Annotated in this window: 14 protein-coding genes; 6 read left to right on the top strand and 8 right to left on the bottom strand. The window is 63.5% G+C overall.

Going from position 1 to position 20,843, the window contains the following annotated elements:
* Positions 1-5 precede the first annotated feature (5 nt).
* A complete protein-coding gene (locus IVB01_RS29795; RefSeq protein ID WP_247495105.1) occupies positions 6-2,549 on the top strand; it encodes a S8 family peptidase in 2,544 nt (847 codons plus the stop codon).
* A 3-nt stretch (positions 2,550-2,552) separates the two neighbouring features.
* On the opposite strand, the gene IVB01_RS29790 is transcribed toward IVB01_RS29795, so the two are convergent.
* From IVB01_RS29790 to IVB01_RS29765, 6 genes are all read right to left on the bottom strand, one after another.
* The gene (locus IVB01_RS29790; protein ID WP_247495104.1) at positions 2,553-4,532 is read right to left on the bottom strand and encodes a CHAT domain-containing protein; all 1,980 of its coding nucleotides are present in this window, start codon (positions 4,530-4,532) and stop codon (positions 2,553-2,555) included.
* A gap of 1 nt (position 4,533) precedes the next feature.
* Complete coding sequence (locus tag IVB01_RS29785) at positions 4,534-5,901, bottom strand: hypothetical protein (protein WP_247495103.1); 1,368 nt, start codon at positions 5,899-5,901, stop codon at positions 4,534-4,536.
* A gap of 144 nt (positions 5,902-6,045) precedes the next feature.
* The gene (locus IVB01_RS29780) at positions 6,046-7,377 is read right to left on the bottom strand and encodes an AAA family ATPase (RefSeq protein WP_247495102.1); all 1,332 of its coding nucleotides are present in this window, start codon (positions 7,375-7,377) and stop codon (positions 6,046-6,048) included.
* Position 7,378: 1 nt separating this feature from the next.
* Entirely contained in the window at positions 7,379-9,922 is a 2,544-nt protein-coding gene (locus tag IVB01_RS29775; protein WP_247495101.1) for an Hsp70 family protein, read from the bottom strand.
* Positions 9,923-9,924: 2 nt separating this feature from the next.
* Positions 9,925-10,347 (bottom strand): hypothetical protein, encoded by a 423-nt coding sequence (locus IVB01_RS29770; protein ID WP_247495100.1) that lies wholly within the window; start codon positions 10,345-10,347, stop codon positions 9,925-9,927.
* Entirely contained in the window at positions 10,311-12,680 is a 2,370-nt protein-coding gene (locus IVB01_RS29765) for a tetratricopeptide repeat protein (protein WP_247495099.1), read from the bottom strand. Before IVB01_RS29765 ends, IVB01_RS29770 begins: the two co-directional genes overlap by 37 nt.
* A 435-nt stretch (positions 12,681-13,115) precedes the next feature.
* Between IVB01_RS29765 and IVB01_RS29760 the strand changes: the two genes are divergently transcribed.
* The 4 genes from IVB01_RS29760 to IVB01_RS29745 all read left to right on the top strand — a co-directional run bounded on the left by IVB01_RS29760 (position 13,116) and on the right by IVB01_RS29745 (position 15,468).
* Positions 13,116-13,280 (top strand): ribbon-helix-helix protein, CopG family, encoded by a 165-nt coding sequence (locus tag IVB01_RS29760; RefSeq protein WP_247495098.1) that lies wholly within the window; start codon positions 13,116-13,118, stop codon positions 13,278-13,280.
* 106 nt (positions 13,281-13,386) lie between these two features.
* Positions 13,387-14,292 (top strand): helix-turn-helix domain-containing protein, encoded by a 906-nt coding sequence (locus tag IVB01_RS29755; RefSeq protein ID WP_247495097.1) that lies wholly within the window; start codon positions 13,387-13,389, stop codon positions 14,290-14,292.
* A gap of 533 nt (positions 14,293-14,825) precedes the next feature.
* Complete coding sequence (locus IVB01_RS29750; protein ID WP_247495096.1) at positions 14,826-15,200, top strand: hypothetical protein; 375 nt, start codon at positions 14,826-14,828, stop codon at positions 15,198-15,200.
* A 1-nt stretch (position 15,201) separates the two neighbouring features.
* Positions 15,202-15,468, top strand: a complete 267-nt coding sequence (locus IVB01_RS29745; RefSeq protein WP_247495095.1) for a hypothetical protein — start codon at positions 15,202-15,204, stop codon at positions 15,466-15,468.
* 363 nt (positions 15,469-15,831) lie between these two features.
* Here IVB01_RS29745 and IVB01_RS29740 read toward each other — a convergent pair whose 3' ends face one another.
* Both IVB01_RS29740 and IVB01_RS29735 read right to left on the bottom strand, forming a co-directional pair.
* Positions 15,832-16,458, bottom strand: coding sequence for a recombinase family protein (locus IVB01_RS29740; RefSeq protein ID WP_247495094.1), 627 nt, complete (start codon positions 16,456-16,458; stop codon positions 15,832-15,834).
* A gap of 187 nt (positions 16,459-16,645) precedes the next feature.
* The gene (locus IVB01_RS29735; RefSeq protein ID WP_247495093.1) at positions 16,646-16,996 is read right to left on the bottom strand and encodes a hypothetical protein; all 351 of its coding nucleotides are present in this window, start codon (positions 16,994-16,996) and stop codon (positions 16,646-16,648) included.
* Between the two features lie 405 nt (positions 16,997-17,401).
* Between IVB01_RS29735 and IVB01_RS29730 the strand changes: the two genes are divergently transcribed.
* Positions 17,402-20,734, top strand: a complete 3,333-nt coding sequence (locus IVB01_RS29730) for a phage tail tape measure protein (protein WP_247495092.1) — start codon at positions 17,402-17,404, stop codon at positions 20,732-20,734.
* Positions 20,735-20,843 lie beyond the last annotated feature (109 nt).

The following is a 20,843-nucleotide window of genomic DNA, read 5'->3' as shown; positions in this document are numbered from 1 at the left end:
CGGCCATGGCGGAAGTTGAGAACTATCGGCATATCCATCTCCGGGGTCTGGGCAAGGCGTCCGAGGACTTCCGGGCCCGGGGGCGCGGCAGCAAGAAGCGGCCGCCTCCGATCGCCGACCGGGCTGCGCATGCCGATCTGCTTCGGCAGCAGCTCGAAGAGAGCATCGCCGATCTGGAGCAGACCCTCGCCCTGCAGGAAGAGAGCGGAGTGCCGCGCGCCAAGCGCGGCGCATCGATCACGTTTTCCGCGCGACCGTCGGTCGCCATCGACGTCGGCTCGAAGCGTTCGACGTCTCCGGGCCTGAAGCTGCTGGCTGTACGTAGGGCGACCGGCGAGGAAGGGGACAACGAGTCTCCCGAGCAGGCGACTTTCTTCGTCGTCAAGAACAGCCTGAAGACGCTGCGCGAGAACCTCGACCGCTACGCCGAGTGGCATGACCGGCCTGAAGCGGGAGCGAACGAGGAGTCCGAGGAGGACGAGGAGGACGCCGGTCGGCCGCGTAACTTCTGGCTGTTCGAGAGCGGTGCGACCATCAGGAGCGCGACCCTGCGCGACTTCTGGACTGATCGGCTCGACCGGTTTCCGCGCAGGAAGACGCAGACCGACTGGGAGGTCTGGACCCGTCCCGGTTTCGAGAAATCCTTCATGGCCGCGCTGGAGAAGATCGGCATCAAGCCTCTCGGTATGCCGACAGCCTTCATCGAGACAATCGTGCGCAATGTGTCCGCCACGCCGCAGCAACTGGAACGGCTGGTTCGGTCCAGCGCCGCCGTCGTCGAGCTGCGGAGCGCTTCCACGTTCGTCTCCGACTTTTACGACATGGAGCCCGAGAGGCGAGCCTCGGTGATGTCGAAGATCGCGTCGCGGATCTCCGGACCTCCGGCCGATGCGCCGCGGATAGCCATCCTGGACACAGGCGTGAACAGAAGCCACGACCTGCTGTCGTCGTCGCTTCCGCAAAGCCGCTGCTACACCATCGAGAAGGCGTGGGGAACGACCGACGCCAAGGGTCACGGGACCAGGATGGCCGGCGTCGCCCAGTTCGGCGACCTGGAGGGAATATCCTCGTCGTCGCCGCCGCTGGTGCTGCAGACCGCGCTCGAATCCGTTGTCGTCGCATCACCCAATCCGCCGGGCGACGTGCCGGCGCGCGACGCCTTGAGACGGGCCGTTGCGCTGGTGGAGCGGGAGCCGCACCGCAGGATATTCTGCCTGGCGCAGACGGCGCAGGGCGAGGAGGAGAACGGACGTCCCACGAGCACGTCCGCGGTTCTCGACCAGCTGGCGTATGGGGATGGGGAGAACGCCCGTCTGTTCTGCGCCGCCGTCGGCAACGTGCCGCATTCGCCGGAAGAGCCGTACCAGATCGCGGACTACGAGGATCGCAACGAAGGCTTCGGCATTCAGGCGCCGGCGCAGGCCCTGAACGCGCTGTCCGTCGGCGCAGCAAGTCTGAAGGACCTCGGAACGAAAGGCATGGTGGCGCCCGTCGGCGACCTCATGCCGACTTCCCGGACCGCGGGCCCTTGGGTCGACCCGCATCCGAGTAAGCCCGACATTGTCATGGAGGGCGGCAACTTCTCGATCGAGAAGGGGGGCGTCTTCAGCCGGCCCTCTCCCGCCCATATGGTCGTTACGACGTCGCACCTGACGCCCTCGAGACCGCTGACGATCTCCGGCGAGACGAGCACGGCGACGGCCATGGCGGCGGGTCTCGCGGCAAGGCTGGCCGCCCGCTATCCCCTCTACCGGATGGAGACGATCAGGGGGCTGATGGTGCATTCGGCGGAGTGGACGCCAGCGATGTTGGATCAGCTCGCCCGCGACCGCGCCGCCGGATACTCCGCTCAAGAAGCGATGAAGCTCCTGCTCGGTCGCTACGGCTGGGGAGTTCCGAACGAGCAGCGGCTGTTCGCGAGCGCCTCGAACGCGTTGACGCTGATCGTCGAGGACGATCTGCAGCCGTACGAACGGTCGGTCAAGGACGACGGCAAGCTGGGAAACATCCGGCTCAGGGAGATGAAATATTTCAAGCTGCCGTGGCCGGAGACGGTGCTCAGGCAATTGAACCAAACGCCGGTGGAGCTGCGGTGCACGCTCTCCTACTTCGTCGAGCCAGACCCTCACGCTGCCGCCAGGGGTCGCGCAATCGACCGCTATCCGTCCCATCGGCTCAGGTTCGACGTGAAGAGGTCCGGCGAGAGCGACGAGCGGGCGCAACTACGCAACAACGAATTGGCCGAAGGCGACATTTCGGAGGCCGCGGGAAGCGGCGACGGCTGGGCGCTTTCTTCGCGCTCGAAGGGCACGCTCGTTCAGGACGTCTGGCGCGGCAAGGCCTACCAGCTCGCCGACCGCGACGGGATATCCGTCGTTCCGGTGCGCGGCTGGTGGGGCGACATGCCGACCCAGGACCGGTACGAACGCACGGTCAATTACTCGCTCATCGTGTCGGTCCGCACTCCTTCCGACGCCGGCGGTGACCTCTACGCCGAAATCGTGCCGAAGATACCGGCGACCGTTCTGGTCGAGGCCGGCGCCACGTAGATCTCAGGATGTGGCCGCGCGCTCGATCTTCGCCATGACGTCGCCGTGGACGACGTAGGCGTAGGGCGTCGCGGAGACGGCGCGCCGCCCGGCGCGGGCAGTCAGCATGGCCTGCCCCAGTGGAACGCCGCGGATGAACTCCTCCAGATACTTCCGGACGACCTGCGCCGCGCATTCGTCCTGCACGGCCCATAGCGGCGCGAGGATGCCCCTGAACTTGCGGCCGGCCAGGCTGGCGGCCCACCCGGAGGAGAGCCCGAGTCGATAGTCGCCGGTGCCGACCCGGCAGGCGTTGAGGACGACGAAGGTGCCGTACCGCAGGCCCAGGTCGACCCCGCCATGGACGTCGTTGCAGCTCACCCAGTCGTCGGTCATCTTGATCTTGGCGACGCCGGCGTCGTCGGTATCGCCGTGACCGGCGAAATGAAGGACGGCCACGGGATCGGCCGGAATCCCGACGCTCCAGAAGTCGGTAAACCCCTTGTAGGTCGCGTCCTGCGGCAACGCTCCGAGATGCTCGGTCAGCCATCTTCCTTCATCGAGGGCCATCGCCAGACTCTCGTCGTTCTCGTATTGCGGCACGAAACTCGCGATCGATCCCGGCTCGAAGCGTGGTGGGATCCTCCCCTCCAGCCGCAAGAACCAGCGGGCGATCGGATGCGTCATGAAAAGGTGGTCCGGCCGAAAGACGCCCGACTCGCCGTCCGGATGCATCATCTCCCACGGGATGTGTGGTTCGTCCGTGAGGATCTGGATTGGGAACGAGGGGCCGAAAGCGTTCCGCAGATCCCGATACAGCGCCTTGAACGCCTCAGGGCTGGCGGCCCAGATCGTCTCTCCGATTCCCCGCAGCTTGCTTTCGTGGCGACCGGCCGCGAACCCCGGGCATTCCCTGAGCAGGCTGAGCGCGTACTCTCCCGTGTCCGTTCCGAGGTTCGTCATCGCCTCGCGCGACGGCGTCCCCATGCCGACGCCCTTGGGCGCGATGAGGCTCCACATGTAATTGCCCGTTCCGTCGAGGCGCACGATCCTGACCGTCAGATCCGCGTTCGCAGCAGAGACCAGGTTCACGCTCGCGACCGGCCCGGTCCCCGCGCGAGCTTCGGTCGCGTCGACCCGCTTCACCTCAAAGGTCCGGCGGACGATTCCGCTGTGTCTGTTCGCGTAGGCGAACATAGCCACGATCTCCAGAGGAGCCGTCGCGTCCCCCTCGCTCTTCACCGTCGCCGAGAAGCTCGCCGACGCCGTCGTCCGTTCCCGCCTTACTTCGATGGTCCTGCGATTTGCCCCATTCTCGAACACAAGACGTGACGAATGAACTTCGACTTCGACGTCCAGGACCTGCCACTCTCCGGGCACGTCCTTGAAGGAGATCGGCTCGGCATCGGGGGCGTCCGGCGTTGCGTTCAGGGCGACCTCGAACCGGAAGATCTGCCCCGCGACCGGCTGCTCCTCCGACGAGATCGACGGATACCGGTCGACGTCGAGGTTCGAAGAGGAAGGACGGGTGCGCTCGCCGACGCTGTCCATCGCGATGCGCGGCCCGTCATCCTTCCCCGCGCCGACGACGTTGCCGGCGCCGTTGATGACGACGTTCCCAGTGGCCTTGATTTCGTAACGCTCAAGATCGCCATCGTGCGCGGGACGGAAAGGGGCCGTGACCTCCAGCTCGTCTATCACCCTGATCCGACGGCGGGCTTCGCCGACGCATCGCCGCAGGATGTCGACGACGTTACGCCTGACGGTCCCGCTGGCCACGGAGCCCTCGACGAGGAGCCGGGGCTTCGTCCACCGGATGACGACCTCGAAGAATCCGTCCTTCACGTTCTCGAGTTCGTGCTGGGCCGTCGCGAGGGAGGCGGCGGAGACGCCCATGGTGTCGCCGAGAAGGGTCAACTCCTCCTGGTTGCGCCATCGCACCGACGCCCCTTGCCGCGACCAGGACCAGAGAATTCCGCCGTTCATGTCGGGGCTGCGCTCCATCTCACGCGTCCGCGACCAGGAAGACGTCGCTTGCGGGATGCAGTCCCTCCTGCTGCGTGTCGAAGCGGTACAGGCCGGCAGGCAGCTTCAGATCCTTCCTGTAGCGGCCGTCCGACGGCCACAGCACGATGCCCGCCGCATCGCCGGGAGCGTCCAGGCGGCGGACGGAAGCCTTGATCCTCTGCACGTACGTGCTCGCCGTCGCCTCGATGGCGACCGGTCCCGTGGACGAATACGCGTCGTCCAGATGCAGGCCGACCCTACCGAGCTGGCCCGCCTCCGCCCTAAACTTCCGCAGGTCGATCGCGGGCTCCGTCAGGATTCCGCGAATCTGGGCGTCGGACGTGTCGTCGCTCTGAAGCGCCGAATGGGTGTTGGCGATGTAGATCGCGGCCTCCTGGCCGACTTCGTACGGGATGGCCGACACGCGCGGAACGGTCTGGTCGCCCTTGGCATCCTCGCCTTCGTGGCTCGTCAGAAGCGACAGCGTTCCGCCGTCGAGCCTTGCAGATTGGAAAGTGGGTTGTTCGATGCCGACGATGGGCCTGACGGTCGTGGCGTATCCGTCCGCCCTCCTGTTGCGCTCCTGCGCCTCAGCGATCTCGTCGTGGAAGGCGCGGGCGCGCGTCGCGCGGCCCCGGTCGAGGTTCGGAAGGTCGAGCTCCGACACGCGCTTCAGATGCACCCCGCCGGCGTCGACGAAGGGATATGTAGGAAGCAACTGATAGACGGAATCGAACGAGCGGATGGCATTCGTCCCGTCGAAGGCCTTGAGCGGGCCGATGTTCCAGGCGAACCCGTTGCAGAGGAAGCCCAAGGCGTTGCCCGAGCCCCTGTACGGCGTGCCGAAGCTGATCAGCGACCGCGTCGTCTTCCAGCCATCGAGGCATTCGATATGGTACCGCGCGACCAGCCCTCCCATGGAATGGACGATGAAGACCACCTTGGCGTCTTGGTTGCCGCTCTTCTCCTTCCAGGAGACCAGCCATGTTCGCACGCACGCCGAGAGCTTCCGGGCGGAAACCCGGTTGCTGCGGCGCCAGTCGTACGGAAACTCGAAATAGTTCTCGCCGCCGACGAGGTTCATGCCACCGACCAGTTTCCTGGCGAGGATGGAGTAGCCGCCCTGCTTCCACAGCCCCGGGACCATCTCGACGTTCGCGACCAGCGATGTGGCTTCGACCCCGTCGCCGAGATCGTCCCGTTCGTCGTCCGCGCCCTCCAGCGCGAGCCGGTCGATGGCTCCTCCCGCAATCGTCCGCCACAAGGCGCCCGGGGACGTTCCCCAGAGCTCTTTTCCGTCCTTCGAGAGGACGGAGCCGATTAGACCCGGTACGACGACCACGATGTCTGGGCATTTCCAGGCCATGCATCCTCTGGCGCTTCAAGTCCGATGGGACGTCGCACGCGTCCCGAGACCGTTCGGAGGGACCATTACCCCAGCTTTCAGAAATTAGCGACACCAACTTCGGCGAGTGGCGCTGTCCGCGCCGCAGTCGCCGACCGGCCCGTCTCATCCGGTTTCTGGTCGATCGCCTGCCTGAAGGCGCCTCAAGGCTCCGTGAAGGAACGCCTCGCTGATCCTGTCCTGTTTGGCGCGTGCGGTGAGCCGCGCGGCTTCGTTCACGACCCAAGCGGCATCGCTCATCGGGCGTCCAGCCAACGCGCGGCTCGTCTCCGACAGGTCTAGCGGATCATGCGGTCGCTCCTTCAGCATGCCTTGCAGCGCGAGCTCGACTTCCTCCTTTTTGGGGTAGTCGACGAGCACAGAGTGGTCGAACCGTCCGGTTCTCAAGACGGCGGGATCGAGCGCCTCCTTCCTGTTCGTCGTCGCCAGCACCAGGACGCCGTTCTTGGCGGCCGCTTCGATCATTCTGAGGATCTCGGTCAGTTCCTCGACCTTGTGGTCCTGGGTCATCGGCCCCCGCGCCGATGCGACGGCGTCGATCTCCTCCAGGACGAGCAGCGATGGGGCGCTGCGCTTGGCCTGTTCGAAGGCCTGCCGCATCGCGACGGTCGTCTGATGGATGAAGGGGCTTCCCACTTCCCCGAGATCCAGCCTGAACGTGGGCCGACGCAACGCGGCGACCAGCGTATCCACCGCATGGGTCTTGCCCGATCCGGGCGGTCCGTAGAGCAGGATTCCGTTCGGCAACTGCACCCTCAGCGCCTGGTACCTGTCGGGATCGGCGCTCGGCTCGATGACGTATTCGCGAAAGAACGCCTCGAGAGCTGGGCGACCGGGCAGAGCGAAGGCTTCGGGGGCGACCGGCTCCGCGAGCTCGGAGACGTCCAAAGCAGCGAGGAAGAAGGCGATGTCGTCGGAAGAGACCCAAGGATTGGCGCCACGTACCGATCCGACGTCGAGGGCGGATGCCTGCGAAGCCGTAAGTATCTGCGCGGCGACCTGCCTCATGTCTTCCGCTCCGTCGGCATCCTTCACCGGCAGGCAGACCTCCAACGCGGGCAGAAACAGAGCGCTCGCCACCTCGGCCTGCGGAGCGCGCCGGCGCATGCCGGCTATCGCCCCACCGAGGGCTCTGACGTCGCTGGTCGTAGGCAGTCCGAAGCGCTTCGGCCAGTGCAGCAACGGCACGGGCTCGGAGGACTTCGCCACCCGCGTGGTCAGGAAGCGACGGCCGCCGAACTCGACCTCGTCGAACCGCGAAGCGCCGTCTATCCGGCCGGCGTCATCCGCGGCCGACTCGCCGCCGGCGAGGGCCAGGATGAGAGCGTCGCCGGCTTGCTCCTGCAGCACCTGATAGCCTGGCCCTTCCGCCCGGAGCCTGCCGACGGTGCCCGATACGAGCTTGTGACCGATCGGAAACCAAGGAAAGCCGGTCATGCTACTTCATCAGGCCGGCCAAAGCCGCGCTGGCCGCGTTCCTGGCTGTGGTCGGTATCTGGTTCTCGAGGATTCGTCCGATGGTCCGGCGCAATCCGTCCAGATCGTTTCGGTCGATGCAGGCCTGTCCGTCGGCGACCAGCCTCTCGTGCAACGCCTTGTCGATGGCCAGGTGGCGTTCGCGGGAGAAGGCGAGGAACAAGTCGACCTGAAAGCCCGGATGCTCCTTGGCGCCGTTGATGAAGATCGCGAACATCTCAGAGTGCGACTTACGCGCGTCGTCGGGCCGACCATGGCGAAGCGCCTCCCGAACCTGCGTGAGCAGGGCGTCGAACCGATCATTCGTGGATTTGGGCGCGTGGGGCCGGACGATGGAAGCGTAGTCCTGGACCAGACGATCCGTCTCTTCCGTCAGAACGGCGCCCACGTTTTCGGGGCGATTCTTGATGCGGGAGATTTCCTGCCTGATGGCGCGGCCTTCCTCGGCGATCGATCGGCGCGTGTCCGCTTCGAAAGAGGTCCTCAGGGTCTCGCGTTGTTCGTCCAGCCGCCGGTTCAGTTCCTCCGTCTCGGCGCTGCGCTTCGCACCTAGGGCGCGCTCGAGTTCTTCGAGTTCGGTCGCGGTCGTGTCGAGGACGGAGTTGGCGAGCTCCTCACCTTCCTGCCCTTCGAAGCTCTTCCTGGCCCCGTGATCGGTGAACATCTTGCCGGTGTCGAAGCGGCGCCCGATCGAGGGCACTTCGAGCGCGCAGTTCAGGAGGCCGTTCTCGTCGAGATTCCAGTGCACGCGGACAACGTCGCCGCGACGGATTATGTCGCCGATCTCCAGCTGGGAGCTCTCCACGCGGAAGCTACCGACATGGAGGTTGAGGGCCGGATCGGTCACGCCCGCTTCCATCTGGTAGACCTCGAAATCGAGCCCAGCCTTCTCTCCGCCCTTCAGATCGTTCGCGGCCCGGTAGGTCTCCGTGCCGCTCGCCGGAATCGATTGTCCCTTCGCTACCAGTTCGTGGAGCGTATTCTTGGGGATTCCACCTTCGTCGACGACCACCTTGACGGCGATGGTGTGGGTGATTGGTGTACCCGAAGACGATGCGTCCGTGCGCTTCACCACGAGTCTGGTTTCGGCCTCCTGCACGACATTTCCGGATCGGTCGAAGACCATCACCCGGAACTGGTTGTCGCCCCGGCGCGCGACGGGCACGTCGTTTACCGAGGTTGTGCCGTCGAGGGGCAGCTGCCCGCTGGTCCAACCCATGTCGCTATCGATCTGGAGGCGATAGCCTTTGCCTTGCGCTTCCGGCTGCGGCCTGACCCGTATCCGGATCCGCGCATCCGATGTGCGCTCGGGATACCCGTATTCGATCTTGACGGCCCCGCCCGCCTTGGCCGTCGCCCGCGTCGGTTTGGCAGTCACCGCTTCGCCGGACCAGTCGCGGCTCTCGGCGAAGATCGCGGCACCGAACGCGACCGCGGTCATCGGATCGGAATCGAGGTCTCCGGCGATCCCCAGCTGTTCCGGCACACGCGAACGCACGATGGGCATGCGGGTCGGACCGCCGATGAACACGACGCGATCGATGTCGCCGCTCTGGTAGCCGTTCTCCTTGAGCAGCTTCCGGCACGCGTCGATCGATCGGTCAACCTGATCGGAGACCAGATCCTCGAGCTGCCTTTGGTCGAACGGAATGTCGAGGTAGATTTCCTTCCCGGCCAGGTCGCGGGACGACAATTGGCTTTCGTCGGCGGAAATGCGCGTGGAGGGCTGCGCCGACAGTTCGATCTTGGCCTTCTCCGCATAGAATGCCGCGATCCGGAGCACGCGCTGATAGATCGGATCCTTCTGCAGGTCGTGCGGAAGGTCGAACTGGTCCATGAGCCAGGGCCGGACGATCTCGTTCACGACGCGCCGGTCGAAGTCGGTGCCGCCGAGCATGTTGATGCCGCCGTGACCCACGACGTTGATCGTGCCGCCGACGCTCTGCACGATGGCGACGTCGAAGGTGCCTCCTCCCAGATCGTAGACGAGGAATTGACCGTCCTTCAGCGCCGAGTTGCGTCGCTGACGATCGGCGATCGATGCCATCGCGGCTGCGATCGGTTCCTGGACCAGGCCGACGCGCCCGATGCCGGCGGTCTGGGCCGCCCGCATGGTCGCTTCGCACTGCATCTGGTTGAACGCCGCCGGGATCGTGATGACGGTGCCCTCCAGATCGAACTGACCTGCCGCCAGCTTGGCCTGCGCCAGGAGCGTCTTGAGCACTTCGGCGCTCGCCTCCTCGGCGCTCATCGACCGGTCCGCGCTCTTGAATTCGATGGGGCTTGAGGTGCCCATGAGACGCTTGAACTTCTTGCCCACGTTCTCCGGCGAGAAGGCATCCTGCTCGTAGGCCCGCTTTCCAACGAACATTCCGCCCCGGCGGTCGATCATGATCGCGCTCGGAAGCACGTCCGATCCGTCCACCGTCTTATAGAGGCGCAATTCCCGACCGTCGTTGCCGACGATGGCCGAATTGGACGTTCCCAAATCGATGCCGAGATACATGCTCACTCCTTGCTCGCCAGATAGACCTTGCCCATCAGAACGGGACGCATGTCCGCGATGACGGCGGGCTCGATGGTGCGGGCGACCACGACGTCGGTGCGTCCCTGAAATTCGTCCCCGTTGACAGCGGACACCGGCAGGTTGACTTCGAAGTCCATCCCGTCGAACGACTGGACCGACATTTTCAGATCGCGAAGAAGCTCGTCGAGGCGGTCCGCCGCGTAACGCCCCTGCGAGGCGTATCTCTCCCGCCGGTCCTCGGGAACGCTGTCGAGTGCCCGCTCCAGCACGCGCAGAAGCTTCCAATACTCGACCGCGAGCCGCGCCATCGTATCTCCGCCGTCCGTCATGATCGTTCCTCGTTCGCGCGCAATGCTTTCCTGCTCGCTCATCGCCGCGTCCCCGGCGGACCCGATGGTCGCCACGACGCCGCGAGAGCGCGTCCCTCGGATTCCAGCGAGTACCGTTTGCCGAGAAGCTCGGCATCGACTGCATCCTTGTCGCTCTGCCGATAGCGATAGTCGCTGCAGCGCGAATTGAAGTCGTCGACCACCGTGCTGAAGCGCTGGCCCTGCACGCCGGCTTGAACAAGGGGGCGGGCGGCTTCGATCCGGACGCGCTGGAATGCGCAGTAGCGGATGTTTGCCCGGGTCAGCGCCAGACCGGTGCCGACCGACGGCATCGTCTCGCTGGTATCGGCTGTTTCGGCTCTTTGCGGAGGCGGAGCAGCCGTCTGAGACGGGGCCGGCGTTTGCGGCCACGTTTGCGTGTTGGAATAGGAGGGCGGCGGCCGGTATTGGGTCGTCTGCGGTCCCGAAGTACCTCCCCCGTTGGCAAGAATCGCCCAGAGCCCGCCGCCCACGACCACGATGCCCCAGAACCACATGACTCGGGTGTTGGCTTTGCGCTTGGCGGCCGCCGCATCCCGAATGGTCCTCACGGCGTTCAAGTTGTCTTCGTCGGTTTCCAGCGTGAGGAGCCTCTCCGCGAGTTGCTCCGTCTCCTTCCACTTTTGCGCCTGCAGATTCTTCGTCAGGTCGTTCTCGACGAGGATCTTGCGGGCCGCGCGCTGGTCTTCCCGGAGCATCGCGAGCATGTCCGGCGAGGGCGGCTTATGAACCGCGTGGTCGAGGAGTCCCTGGATGATCCTGTCCGCAGCTTGCGGCGACGACGAGTCGTTGTTCAGCGAAATGGCGATAGAACGGACGAGGCGCCATGGCGCATCCGAGAAGGGCAATTTGGAGGTCGCATCGACAGCCGCTGCGAACTTGTCGAAGATGGATCTCACGCTTCCGACGGACCCGCGGCCGAAACCGGCCTTGAGCAGTTCGCCTTCGATCGTGCGGTGCGAATTATTGGCCTGCTCGCAGGCCTGCAGCAGCGGCGTGAGCAGCTCGTCGGCCAGCTTGTCGTTGCGGAGTTCGGTCAGTTGTTTCGTATCTTCGGCCATCTGGTCCGCGGCGCGCGGCAGGTGGCCGAACACACCGGATGCGATGGCAACGACCTTTTCCGCGCCTTCGAACTCGCGTTGATCGTTGGAAAGATCGAGCGCAAGTTGCCGGACGGTCCCGTACATCTCTCGGGTGGCTGCGTCTTCGCGCTGTCGGTGAGTTTCGTAGGTCTGGACGGGCCGAACCAGCGCCATCCAGAAACGCACCGCCTTGTCGAGTTTGCGGTACGCGGCATCTGGCTTCGGATTCTTGCGGATCTCGCCGCAGGCCGCGACAATCGCCTCGCTGCGTTTGGAGAGTTCGGAAGCCACGGTTTGGCGGAACATCGAGACGTACACGTCGAGCCTGAAGAGCGCGGCGCTGTCCCCGGCAGCGACGATCCTCGAGACGAACAGATCGAAGAGAGCCACAGCCTTGTCGCCGAAGCCCAGGGCCTCGATCACGGCCTTGGTCTGCCGGTCCAGCAGCTTGGAGAGCGCATCGCTGACGACGTCGCGGTCCACGCGGCCCAAGGCGATCTCCTGGCGCACATCGTTGATGGCGTCGCACACGGCGCCCGGAGCGACTGCGGCCTGCGCCGCGATCAGATCACAGAGGTGATCGAGTCCGAGCGGCCCCGCCGAGCCGTAATGGGCGATGACGTTGGATCTCGGGAGGGAGTGGAGGCGCGTCAGACGCTCCTTGATCTCGCCGATCGGCCTTCCCGAGCGGATATCGGACACGATCTGGGTCGCCAGGCTCGGATCGACATCGAGAAAGCCGCCGACTTCGGCTTCGATCCGCAGCCTCGGCGTCAAGAGCGTCTGCTGCGCGCGCATCAGGACCTCCGGCTGGTCCGCCTCGTCCTCGATCGCGTCTTCGTACGCTTCCTTGACCGCCGCGGGGTCAGCGTCGGGCGGCAGTCCGAGGAGGACGAAGGGATTCTTGAGGAGATTGAAGTCGCCGCCCGCGATCGGCCCGGCGCGACCCTCCGACAGCACGCGGTCGCGATGGGACCTGAACAAGATCGCGTCGCGCGGGGCCAGCCGGATCGCTTCATCAAAGTCGCGGAGCGCGCGGTCACGGTCGCCTTTCTTTTCCCAGACCAGCGCTCTGAGGCCGTACGTGTGACCATCGTCGGGAGCGAGCTTCAGCGCGCGCTCCAAGTCCGCCAGCGCATCGTCGTATCTCTGACATCGGGCTTTGAGGAGGCCTCGGCGGCGATGGGCCTTGGCGTCATGTGGATTGCGAGAAATAACAGCTGAAAGCTCGCTGATCTCCGCCTCAAGATCACTTTGGGTCGGCGCATCTGCGCTGCCTGAAGGCATCACCCCCTCGGAATACCACTTGCAAAAATTGCGATACTCAAGTGCCGAATCAGGCCATTTGCGGCCTTGTCGAGCACCAGCGAATTTATTCTATAGCGCAGCCCTACAGATCACAAACCTACATCGCCACTTAGTCCTGTGCATCCTGCATACTGCACGGTCTCGTTGAGTTGAAGCCACCTGAAGTGAGACGTTGGTCTATGATGGGGAAATTGGGCAGAAGAACTCGGGCTTCATGCACCGGGAATTATTGGTCTGCTCCATCGGTAGTTCGCCACACCGCTCAAACATTTGACGTCGTTCTCGTTTTGTGCGACAAAGCTCTACATCGTCGATTATTTTCGCAGAGAAAAGCCCCGCCATAGGTGGGTTTTTTGCGTGATCCCATCCGCGCCTCGGCAATTCCGCCGGGGCGTTTTGTTTTTTGGAGGAACTATGAGCAACCGTCTCTTCTACGATCCCAGCACCGCACGGCCCTACGTCGGCCTCAGGTTGTCAGCGCACCAACTGGCCGCGCTGGACGAAGCACGCCTGAACCTACGTCAGGGCAGGTCGGAGTTCGTGCGGCAGGCCATCGAGGAACGCCTGCAACGGCTCTAGGTCGCCGTGAGTGATCACTAACGAGAAAGCCCACGGCGCTGGCGCGCCATGGGCTTCGAATTTCATCCAACCATCGTTCAACCTGCTGAGATCGAACTGAAACACTATGCCCGGAAATCGTGAAAAACACAACGGTAAAAGCAAATTCTACATCTCGCCCACCGCTCGTTTGGACCTGCTATCCGCGCTGACGAAGGCTCAAGCGGTGGAGCAAGCCAAGGGTAAGAAGCACAACAAACTACTGGAGCAGGTCGACCTGTTCGTCATGGTGGCTCTGATCGGCCATCGCAACAATCAAACGGGCCAATGCGATCCCTCGCATGCGACGATCGCCCGTGAGATCGGGGTTTCAGAGTCGACCGTGAAACGATCGTTCAAACGGCTGATCGCTGCCGGCTTCATGATCGCTATCGCTAGATCCTTCAAGGGTCGTCAGACAAGCAGCCAAGTCGACATCAACTTCAAGAAGGGTGAGTCATGGATCACGAAGTCTGATGAGGGTAGGTCGCGGGTGACCGAGCGCTCGGTCACTGATGATCCCACGGCAGGTCACGGGTGCTCGCAACGCTCGGTCACTGATGACCTCGACGGTGGGTCACAGATGACCGACGAACCCGGTGCAGGGAACGCAGAGAAGGAACGCAGAGAAAAGAACCCGACTGCTTCGCGGCAGGATCAGCCGGGTGATTTGGCTTCTCCTCCGGTCGACCACCGACCGAAGGCCGGTAACGACAACCGTCTGGCCGGTTGGCCCACGGACTGGCGTGACCAGTTCTGGAACGCCTACCCAGCGCGAAAGAACACCAAGGCCGCCGAGGTTGCACTGGTTTCTGTTGCCAAGGCTGGCGTCAAGTTCGAGTCCGTCCTGGTCGCAGCACGGCGACACGGTCAAGAGGTAAGCGATCGGCAGTTCTACAAAGATCCAGTGAAGTGGATGGCCGACGAACCCTGGCTCGACAACGCCAAGGCGCGCGAGCAGGCACGTCGGGCCCAGTACAGCATGGCGATCTAGCTATAGCTAGTTGATCCGACCGGCAGCAACGCGCGCGCTGCCGGTCCCTTCGTCGATCATCAGGCCGGAGTGGTACTACCAGCCTTCAACTGCGGAAGCCGTGCCGAATTACCCTCCGCATAAAAGGAGCCATTTTTTATGAGTGTGCTGTTGCAGAGAATCTGCGTTTTGCGGCGGCACTGGTTGACAAAAGCCCCATATTATGAGACTAATTAGCTTACATTAGGCGCTGTCTAACATGCGGAGCTCTCGACGGAGGGCTCCGTTTTCGTTTCACATCGCCGATCACGATCGAACCCGCCTGGCTCATTCCGAGTCGGCGGGTTTTTCATTGGAGTACCTCATGAAGAAAGCCGTAATTGACGCCGCGGAGCTGCTTGTGTCGCCCATGCGACACGTCACTCTGTTGCTACCCCAGGTCTTGCTCGATCATATCGACGCTGCAGCCAAACGCGACGATCCTTCCTGTCCCAACCGCTCCTCATGGATCAGGCGGTCTATGATCGCCGCTCTTCGCCGGGAGGCCGCGTGACATGACCACCGACTCTATTGAAGACGCCGTCGTCTCGGCTGCACGCGCCAAGGGTTACGCGATCAACTCCACGACCATGGCCACGGTCGCGATCGATCTCGCCGGGAGCACCATGACCGGTGACCTGATCACGATCCCCCGCAAGGGCTCGCTATCCGTCCAGGACTATCTTCGCGACCTGCATGACCGGGCACCGAGTGGGTTCAGCCGGCTGCAACATCCCGACAAGCCGGACGCCGAACGTACCGTCTCGGAGCTTCGCCGGAAACGTCCGCTCGACGCCGCATGGCATGCACGCCATGCCAAGGCTACCGGCATCACGAAGTCCATGATGAGCGAGATCGCTGCAAGTCGCGGCGAAGAGAAGGGGAGCTGACATGACACGACGACTGCGCAGCGCAATCTCAACCCGGGTTGCCATCGAGGCAATTCCCCCCGATGCCCGCGAGCAACGCGCCAAACACCTTGTCGACCGCGAGCGAGGGCAGCGCTTGGCTGCTGCTCAAACGGAGCTGGCTATGGCTGAGCTTACGCATGCGGACGCCCTTGCGCTTGTGCCAGAAGCAGAGGCCGCCGTCGCAGCCGCCAAGACACGGCTCGCGGAGATCGAAGCGGAGATGAGCAAAGCAGCACTGGCCGCCTGACAGGCAACCCATTAGATTGGATCGCGGTTTCAGCTTCTCCAGAGTCGCCGCGGTCCATCGGAGGCGCAGCAGATGATATTGAGACGACTCGCAGGACTGCACGCACTCGCGTTGGCTCTCACTGTTGCGCCTCCCGTCATGCTTCCAACACCGGCTGCCGCTGAGAGCCCGTATGCAACACCGGCCCCTGATGGTCGTGAGCGTATCCCTCGCACTGGCGCTTGCCCTACGGGCTTCGTTGGCAAGGGCAACTTCTGTGAGGCGCTGCACCAGGACACGCCCCACGCCTTCCCGGTCATCCCAGGCAAGCCATGCCCGTCCGGGACGTTCAGGAGCGGCGATGCCTGTGTCAGTCTTAGATGATTAGGCGGCCTTCTGATCCTTCATCCGCTTGACGATCTTCGCGATTGTCGCCCGACCACACCCCGTCGCCTTCTGAATGTCGTTCCACGACATCCCGGAGGTCAGCATGCCTTCGATGCCGGCATTCCGATCCACGTTTTCCGGACGGCCTTGAAACTTCCCTTCCACCCGCGCCTTGGCGACCCCTTGCGCCTGACGGCGGCGCCTGTCCTCGTAATCCTTCCGTGCGGTTGCGGCCAACAGGTCCAGCAGAAGGCCGTTCACAGCCTCCAACACGCGACCCGTGAAGCCATCCGCGTTAGACCCCATGAGTTGGTGCGACGTTGGCAGGTCAAGAGCGACGATGCGGACGCCCTTGGCATCGATCGCCGCCCGGAGTTTCTTCCAGTCGGCATCGTTGAGACGGCTCAGCCGGTCCACCTGCTCAATCAAGAGAACGTCGCCCTCTTCCGCGTCGGACAGCAACTTGAACAATTCTGGCCGATCCAACTTCGCGCCGGACTCATTCTCGCGGTACCAGGACGCGATCTTCAGCCCGCGCTCCGTGGCGAAGGCTTTCAACTGCCCTTCCGCGCGGTTCGCATCCTGATCCCGAGTGCTGGCCCTCAGATATGCACGCACGAACATTGGAAAATTTCCCCATAGTTCCGTTTGACTAGTTCTCTTATACGAGTCTCGTTTGGCTAGTTCAAGAACTATTTTGCGGAACTTCTGGGGCGGTGCCGGTGGGGTATACCCAAAAGGAACCACCTTTCCGGGCCTTTGGTCCCTTCAGGGGGCAGTCAGACTGGAGACGCGCGTTCGCTGGCCAGGGTCAGATCGTCGATACGGTGACCTGCAGCCAGACCTTGCTCTTCTCGGTGTTCATCCACTTCAGCGTGAAGTGCATGTCCCCTTCGCCAGCGTTGGTGAAGGCGTGGACCTTGCAGAACCTCAGGTCGATCTTGTCCGGAGGCAGCTTGGATGCGCCGGAATAATCCTCGGTCGCACCGAGCTGGATGATCTTGAGCCCCTGTTGGCCGCGAGGCGACTGGTGGATGGCGCTGGTGAACAGGTGCTTGGTGTAGGGGCTGTCGCACTCAGGCATCTGGCCGGCGGTGAAGGTCGGCTCGTTGTTACAGGCGGCGAGCAGAAGGACGGCGGGAAACAGAAAAGCAAATCGCATCGGCACTCCTCGAAAAACGCACTCATGCCATCGCGACGGCAAGCGAGCAAGTTAGTGCGAGACGCTCGCCCGTCATGCTCGGTTCTGCCCCGGGCACCGAGCGCGGTGGCGCGCAGCGGAGTCGCGCGGCTGAGAATTGCCTCGCTTCACTGCCTGACGGAACACCATCACCACCATCATCGTACTCGCCACTGCACAGGCCAGTGAGGTTTCCCAGCGCTCGCAAGCACGAGAGCGGTGAGGCCGAGATTTTTTGTGGCGCATGCCCCCTCGGTTGGCCAACCCCTTCCTACTAGCGAGCAGCAAAAGGCGCCTTTCTGAGAGGCCCACCCCACCAAGAAAAAGACCCCACCCTGTTCGGGTGGTCACCGTCCGCGCGCCAGCCGCGCCAACAACAAGAGAAACATGTCAGAGATCATCAGCGTCCACGCATCATTGACCGCGACCGACAGCGCGAGCCCGGTCATCGCCGGACTTCTCCGGAACGTTCGCAAGCTCGAAGCCGGGGTCAAGTCCATCAACGGCGTCTCAGCATCCAAGCTGTTTCCCGACAGTGTCTCGGCCAGCCTCCAGAAGATTGCCGACGACGCTCGGAAGGCCGCGTCGACCTATCGCACTGAATGGAAGTCGGCCTATGCAGACAGCCTGCGTGACGCGCGGGCATTCCATCGTGAACTGGACCGCCTCGACCGGCAGACCTACAACCGTCGGCAGGCTGAACAACGTGCCGTTGATCGCGGCGCGAGGCCCGCCAGCCGCGGCACGTCTCCCGGTGGTATCTCGCCAACCACGGCGCTAATCGCCGGAGGCATCACCATCTCCGGCGTCGCATCCGCGTTCAAGAAACGCATGGAGGCCGACGTCGCTGAGACCAAGGCGCAGATTTTTGGCGGGCTATCAGCGGCAGAGGTAAAGAAACTTCGCGGTGATTGGTCGGATCAGATCGCCGTCAGGTTCGGAGAGTCGGCAGCGGCTGTGCTGGATGGCTACACCGAGGCGTTGAAGCAGGGCTTTGACGGGTCTGCCGCGAAGCAGATCACCGAGAACGCGCTGGAGGCGTCGTCCGCGCTGGAAATGAACATCGGCGAGTTGATGAAGCTGGCCGGTAAGACCGCAACCAGCCTGTACGGAAACGTCCGTAACGCTGATCCCGCCCGCGTGGCCAAGATGATGACCTCTGTTGCCGTGGCAGCCGCCGCGACTGCCGCAGACCCGAACGAAGTGGTTGAGGCCAATAAGCGCGCTCTATCCGCCCTGAGCACGACCAAGATGCGGGAGACGGACCTCAGCGCGTTCACGTCGGTCGGGATCTCGGCAGGCCTCCAGCCAAACAAGGCCGGTACGTTCCTTGGCTACTTGACCTCCGAGTTTGCGAACGCCGGCAATGCCCGCGGCCAGCGTGCGAAGGATCTGGATCAGGCAGCGCGAATGATCGGATACGGCGGCCGGTCGCAGATGGCTCAGCGGATGGCCGCTGCACCGACTGAATTCATGCTCAGTATGTTTTCAACTATGCGGAACATGAGTGAGCAGACCCGGGCAAAATTCGCCAACCTCGCCGGCATGCGGGAATGGCGTGATGAGCTGGTGCAGATGGCCAAGGCTTCCGATCAAATACGGGAGACCTTGAAGGAAATCGACCAGAAGAGCGATGCGGTGTCCGGATTTTCCCGGACCAAGCTCAACTCGCTTCAGAAGCGATGGGACCGCATCAAGATGATGTTCGGCCTCGCATGGGAGAAATTCGGCAGCGGCTTCGAGCAGAGCTTCATCGAGGTGTCGGACTGGTTCGATAAGCACACCAGCATCGTCACCTCCAGCAAGATCGGGGAGAAATCGAGAGAGTTTGTCGAGAGACTGAAAAAGGCCTTCGGCGTCTCCAACATGGGCGAGGCACTCGACAAGATCGCGGCGAAAATATCGTCCATCGACGTGGACAAAATCATCGGCTTTGCGTCGGGTTTCGTGGGAGGGCTCAAGTCAGTCTTCGACACCGTCACCACCATGCTGAGGGGCGTCGCCACTGCGTTGGGCAGGGACGGCAACAGCACCGAAGTCCTAGGGAAGTTGGCCGGTCAGATTGTCGCCTTGTCCATAGCGCTCAGAACGCTCGCCCCGCTTGGGGCTGTGCTCGGCGTCTTAGTGAACTTCGTCAGCCGCATCACCGCTGTACTTGGCGGTCGGGCGCTGCTCGGTGCCGCCAGCGCCAACCCTGTGGGAACCACCGCGCTGCTCGCTTGGCTCTTGGCAGATAACAACGATGCCGGCATTTCGGACGCCGCCAAAAAGCGGCCCGGCGAGACGACCAGCCAGTGGCGAGAGCGTCAACGTAAGCACAAGAAAGACCTTTACCAAAAGCAGAGTGGCGACGGCTTCAACCCCGCGGACGTTCACCCGATGAGCTTCATCGGGAACAAGCTGGACAACCTCGGTGGCAAGATCGAACGAGCTTCGCTGATCAGCACTGACTTCAGCAGCCGTGGTCGCGGTGGGCTGAGCGGTGGCACTGCTGTAGCCGCCAACATGAACCGCATCGTCAGCGGCGTCGGCACGCCGGATGTTCTATGGAAGAACGTAACGCCGGGCGGCATCCTCCCGAGCTTCGGCGTGGGGTCATCTGGCATCATCAAGCGCAGCAACATCCCGTCATTCAACGGCGTAGGTGGCAGCGTTGACGACGTGAGCAGGTCGGCCTTCGACAAGAAGTTCGCCGGTACTCCTCTCGCAGGCAAGTACGATCAGATCGTCGCGGCAGCCGGAGCCAACGGCATCTCGCCTGCGCTGCTGGCCGGCGTGATCGCACACGAAACCGGCAACGGTCGTGTCCTGTCGGGAAACAACGTGGCGGGCCTGATGGACCCGGCAACCGGCATGGCGAAGAAGATGCAATTCTCCAGCCTCGATGGGGGCATCAGCCGGGCGGGCCAAGTGGTCGCAAAGAACTACCGTCTGGCCGGTGGCAACCTCGACAAGATGGGCGAGCGCTATGCGCCGGTCGGCGCCGCGAATGATCCACGTCGGCTGAACGGTGGCTGGCCCGCGGGCGTGCGCAAGCAGATGAATGCGCTGTCCGGCGGTGGATCAGCCGGCAGCGGCGATGCCGTTGCATGGGCCGAAAAGTACAAGGGCATGAACGAGTATACCGACAACCGAGTGTTGGCGGCGGCCCTTGGCGGCGACGTGCGCGGCAAGTCGAATGCTTGGTGTGCTCGCTTCGTCAACAAGGCGTTGGAAGCCGCCGGGGGTAACGGCACAGGCAGCGCGGTGGCGAACAGCTTCCAGAAGTGGGGCTCCGCGACCAACCCACCCAACGTCCGCCGCAATGACGTTCTGCTTCAGACGAACGGGGGCGGCTACAATCAGCCGGGCGGCCACGTCGGCCTCGCGACCGGCGAGACCCGCGTGAGCAACGGCCGGCTGCAAATCAAAATGCTGGCCGGCAACGACGGTGACGCGGTCCGGGAACACTGGATCGACGCCACCAAAAACCTGATGGTTCGTCGCGGCAATCCCATTGGTCAGGTCCCGTCGCCGGCTGACGTGGTCAAGAACGTTCCTGCTGCTCCGCAGTCGGGTGTCCCGATGAGGGGCGACTTCGACGGCGGTAGCCGCGGCAACGTCGCGATTCACATCAATGGCAACAGCCATGATCCGGAAGCGCTCGCCACGCTGGTGCAGCGCCGCGTCGACGAGTCGATGAACTGGCGCGCTCACGACAGCGAATCCGAATACACATGATCGCAGCGAAGCCGGCCTACGGGCCGGCGTCTTTCTCGAGGGAGCGTCGCTCTTGCTCAAATGCAAACGGGGCGCGGTCTTGAACTGCAAATGTCGTTCTGCCACAGCA

Source organism: Bradyrhizobium sp. 164, assembly GCF_023073715.1.
Lineage (GTDB): Bacteria > Pseudomonadota > Alphaproteobacteria > Rhizobiales > Xanthobacteraceae > Bradyrhizobium.
The sequence above is the reverse complement of the archived record's forward strand: the minus strand, read 5'-3'. Positions and strand labels throughout refer to the sequence as shown.

Bases quoted from the DNA above. Each gene is read 5' to 3' on its own strand.
- IVB01_RS29795 (WP_247495105.1), top strand. From the start codon at position 6: ATGGCGGAAGTTGAGAACTATCGGCATATCCATCTCCGGGGTCTGGGC.
- IVB01_RS29790 (WP_247495104.1), bottom strand. From the start codon at position 4,532: ATGGAGCGCAGCCCCGACATGAACGGCGGAATTCTCTGGTCCTGGTCG.
- IVB01_RS29785 (WP_247495103.1), bottom strand. From the start codon at position 5,901: ATGGCCTGGAAATGCCCAGACATCGTGGTCGTCGTACCGGGTCTAATC.
- IVB01_RS29780 (WP_247495102.1), bottom strand. From the start codon at position 7,377: ATGACCGGCTTTCCTTGGTTTCCGATCGGTCACAAGCTCGTATCGGGC.
- IVB01_RS29775 (WP_247495101.1), bottom strand. From the start codon at position 9,922: ATGTATCTCGGCATCGATTTGGGAACGTCCAATTCGGCCATCGTCGGC.
- IVB01_RS29765 (WP_247495099.1), bottom strand. From the start codon at position 12,680: ATGCCTTCAGGCAGCGCAGATGCGCCGACCCAAAGTGATCTTGAGGCG.
- IVB01_RS29760 (WP_247495098.1), top strand. From the start codon at position 13,116: ATGAGCAACCGTCTCTTCTACGATCCCAGCACCGCACGGCCCTACGTC.
- IVB01_RS29755 (WP_247495097.1), top strand. From the start codon at position 13,387: ATGCCCGGAAATCGTGAAAAACACAACGGTAAAAGCAAATTCTACATC.
- IVB01_RS29750 (WP_247495096.1), top strand. From the start codon at position 14,826: ATGACCACCGACTCTATTGAAGACGCCGTCGTCTCGGCTGCACGCGCC.
- IVB01_RS29745 (WP_247495095.1), top strand. From the start codon at position 15,202: ATGACACGACGACTGCGCAGCGCAATCTCAACCCGGGTTGCCATCGAG.
- IVB01_RS29740 (WP_247495094.1), bottom strand. From the start codon at position 16,458: ATGTTCGTGCGTGCATATCTGAGGGCCAGCACTCGGGATCAGGATGCG.
- IVB01_RS29735 (WP_247495093.1), bottom strand. From the start codon at position 16,996: ATGCGATTTGCTTTTCTGTTTCCCGCCGTCCTTCTGCTCGCCGCCTGT.
- IVB01_RS29730 (WP_247495092.1), top strand. From the start codon at position 17,402: ATGTCAGAGATCATCAGCGTCCACGCATCATTGACCGCGACCGACAGC.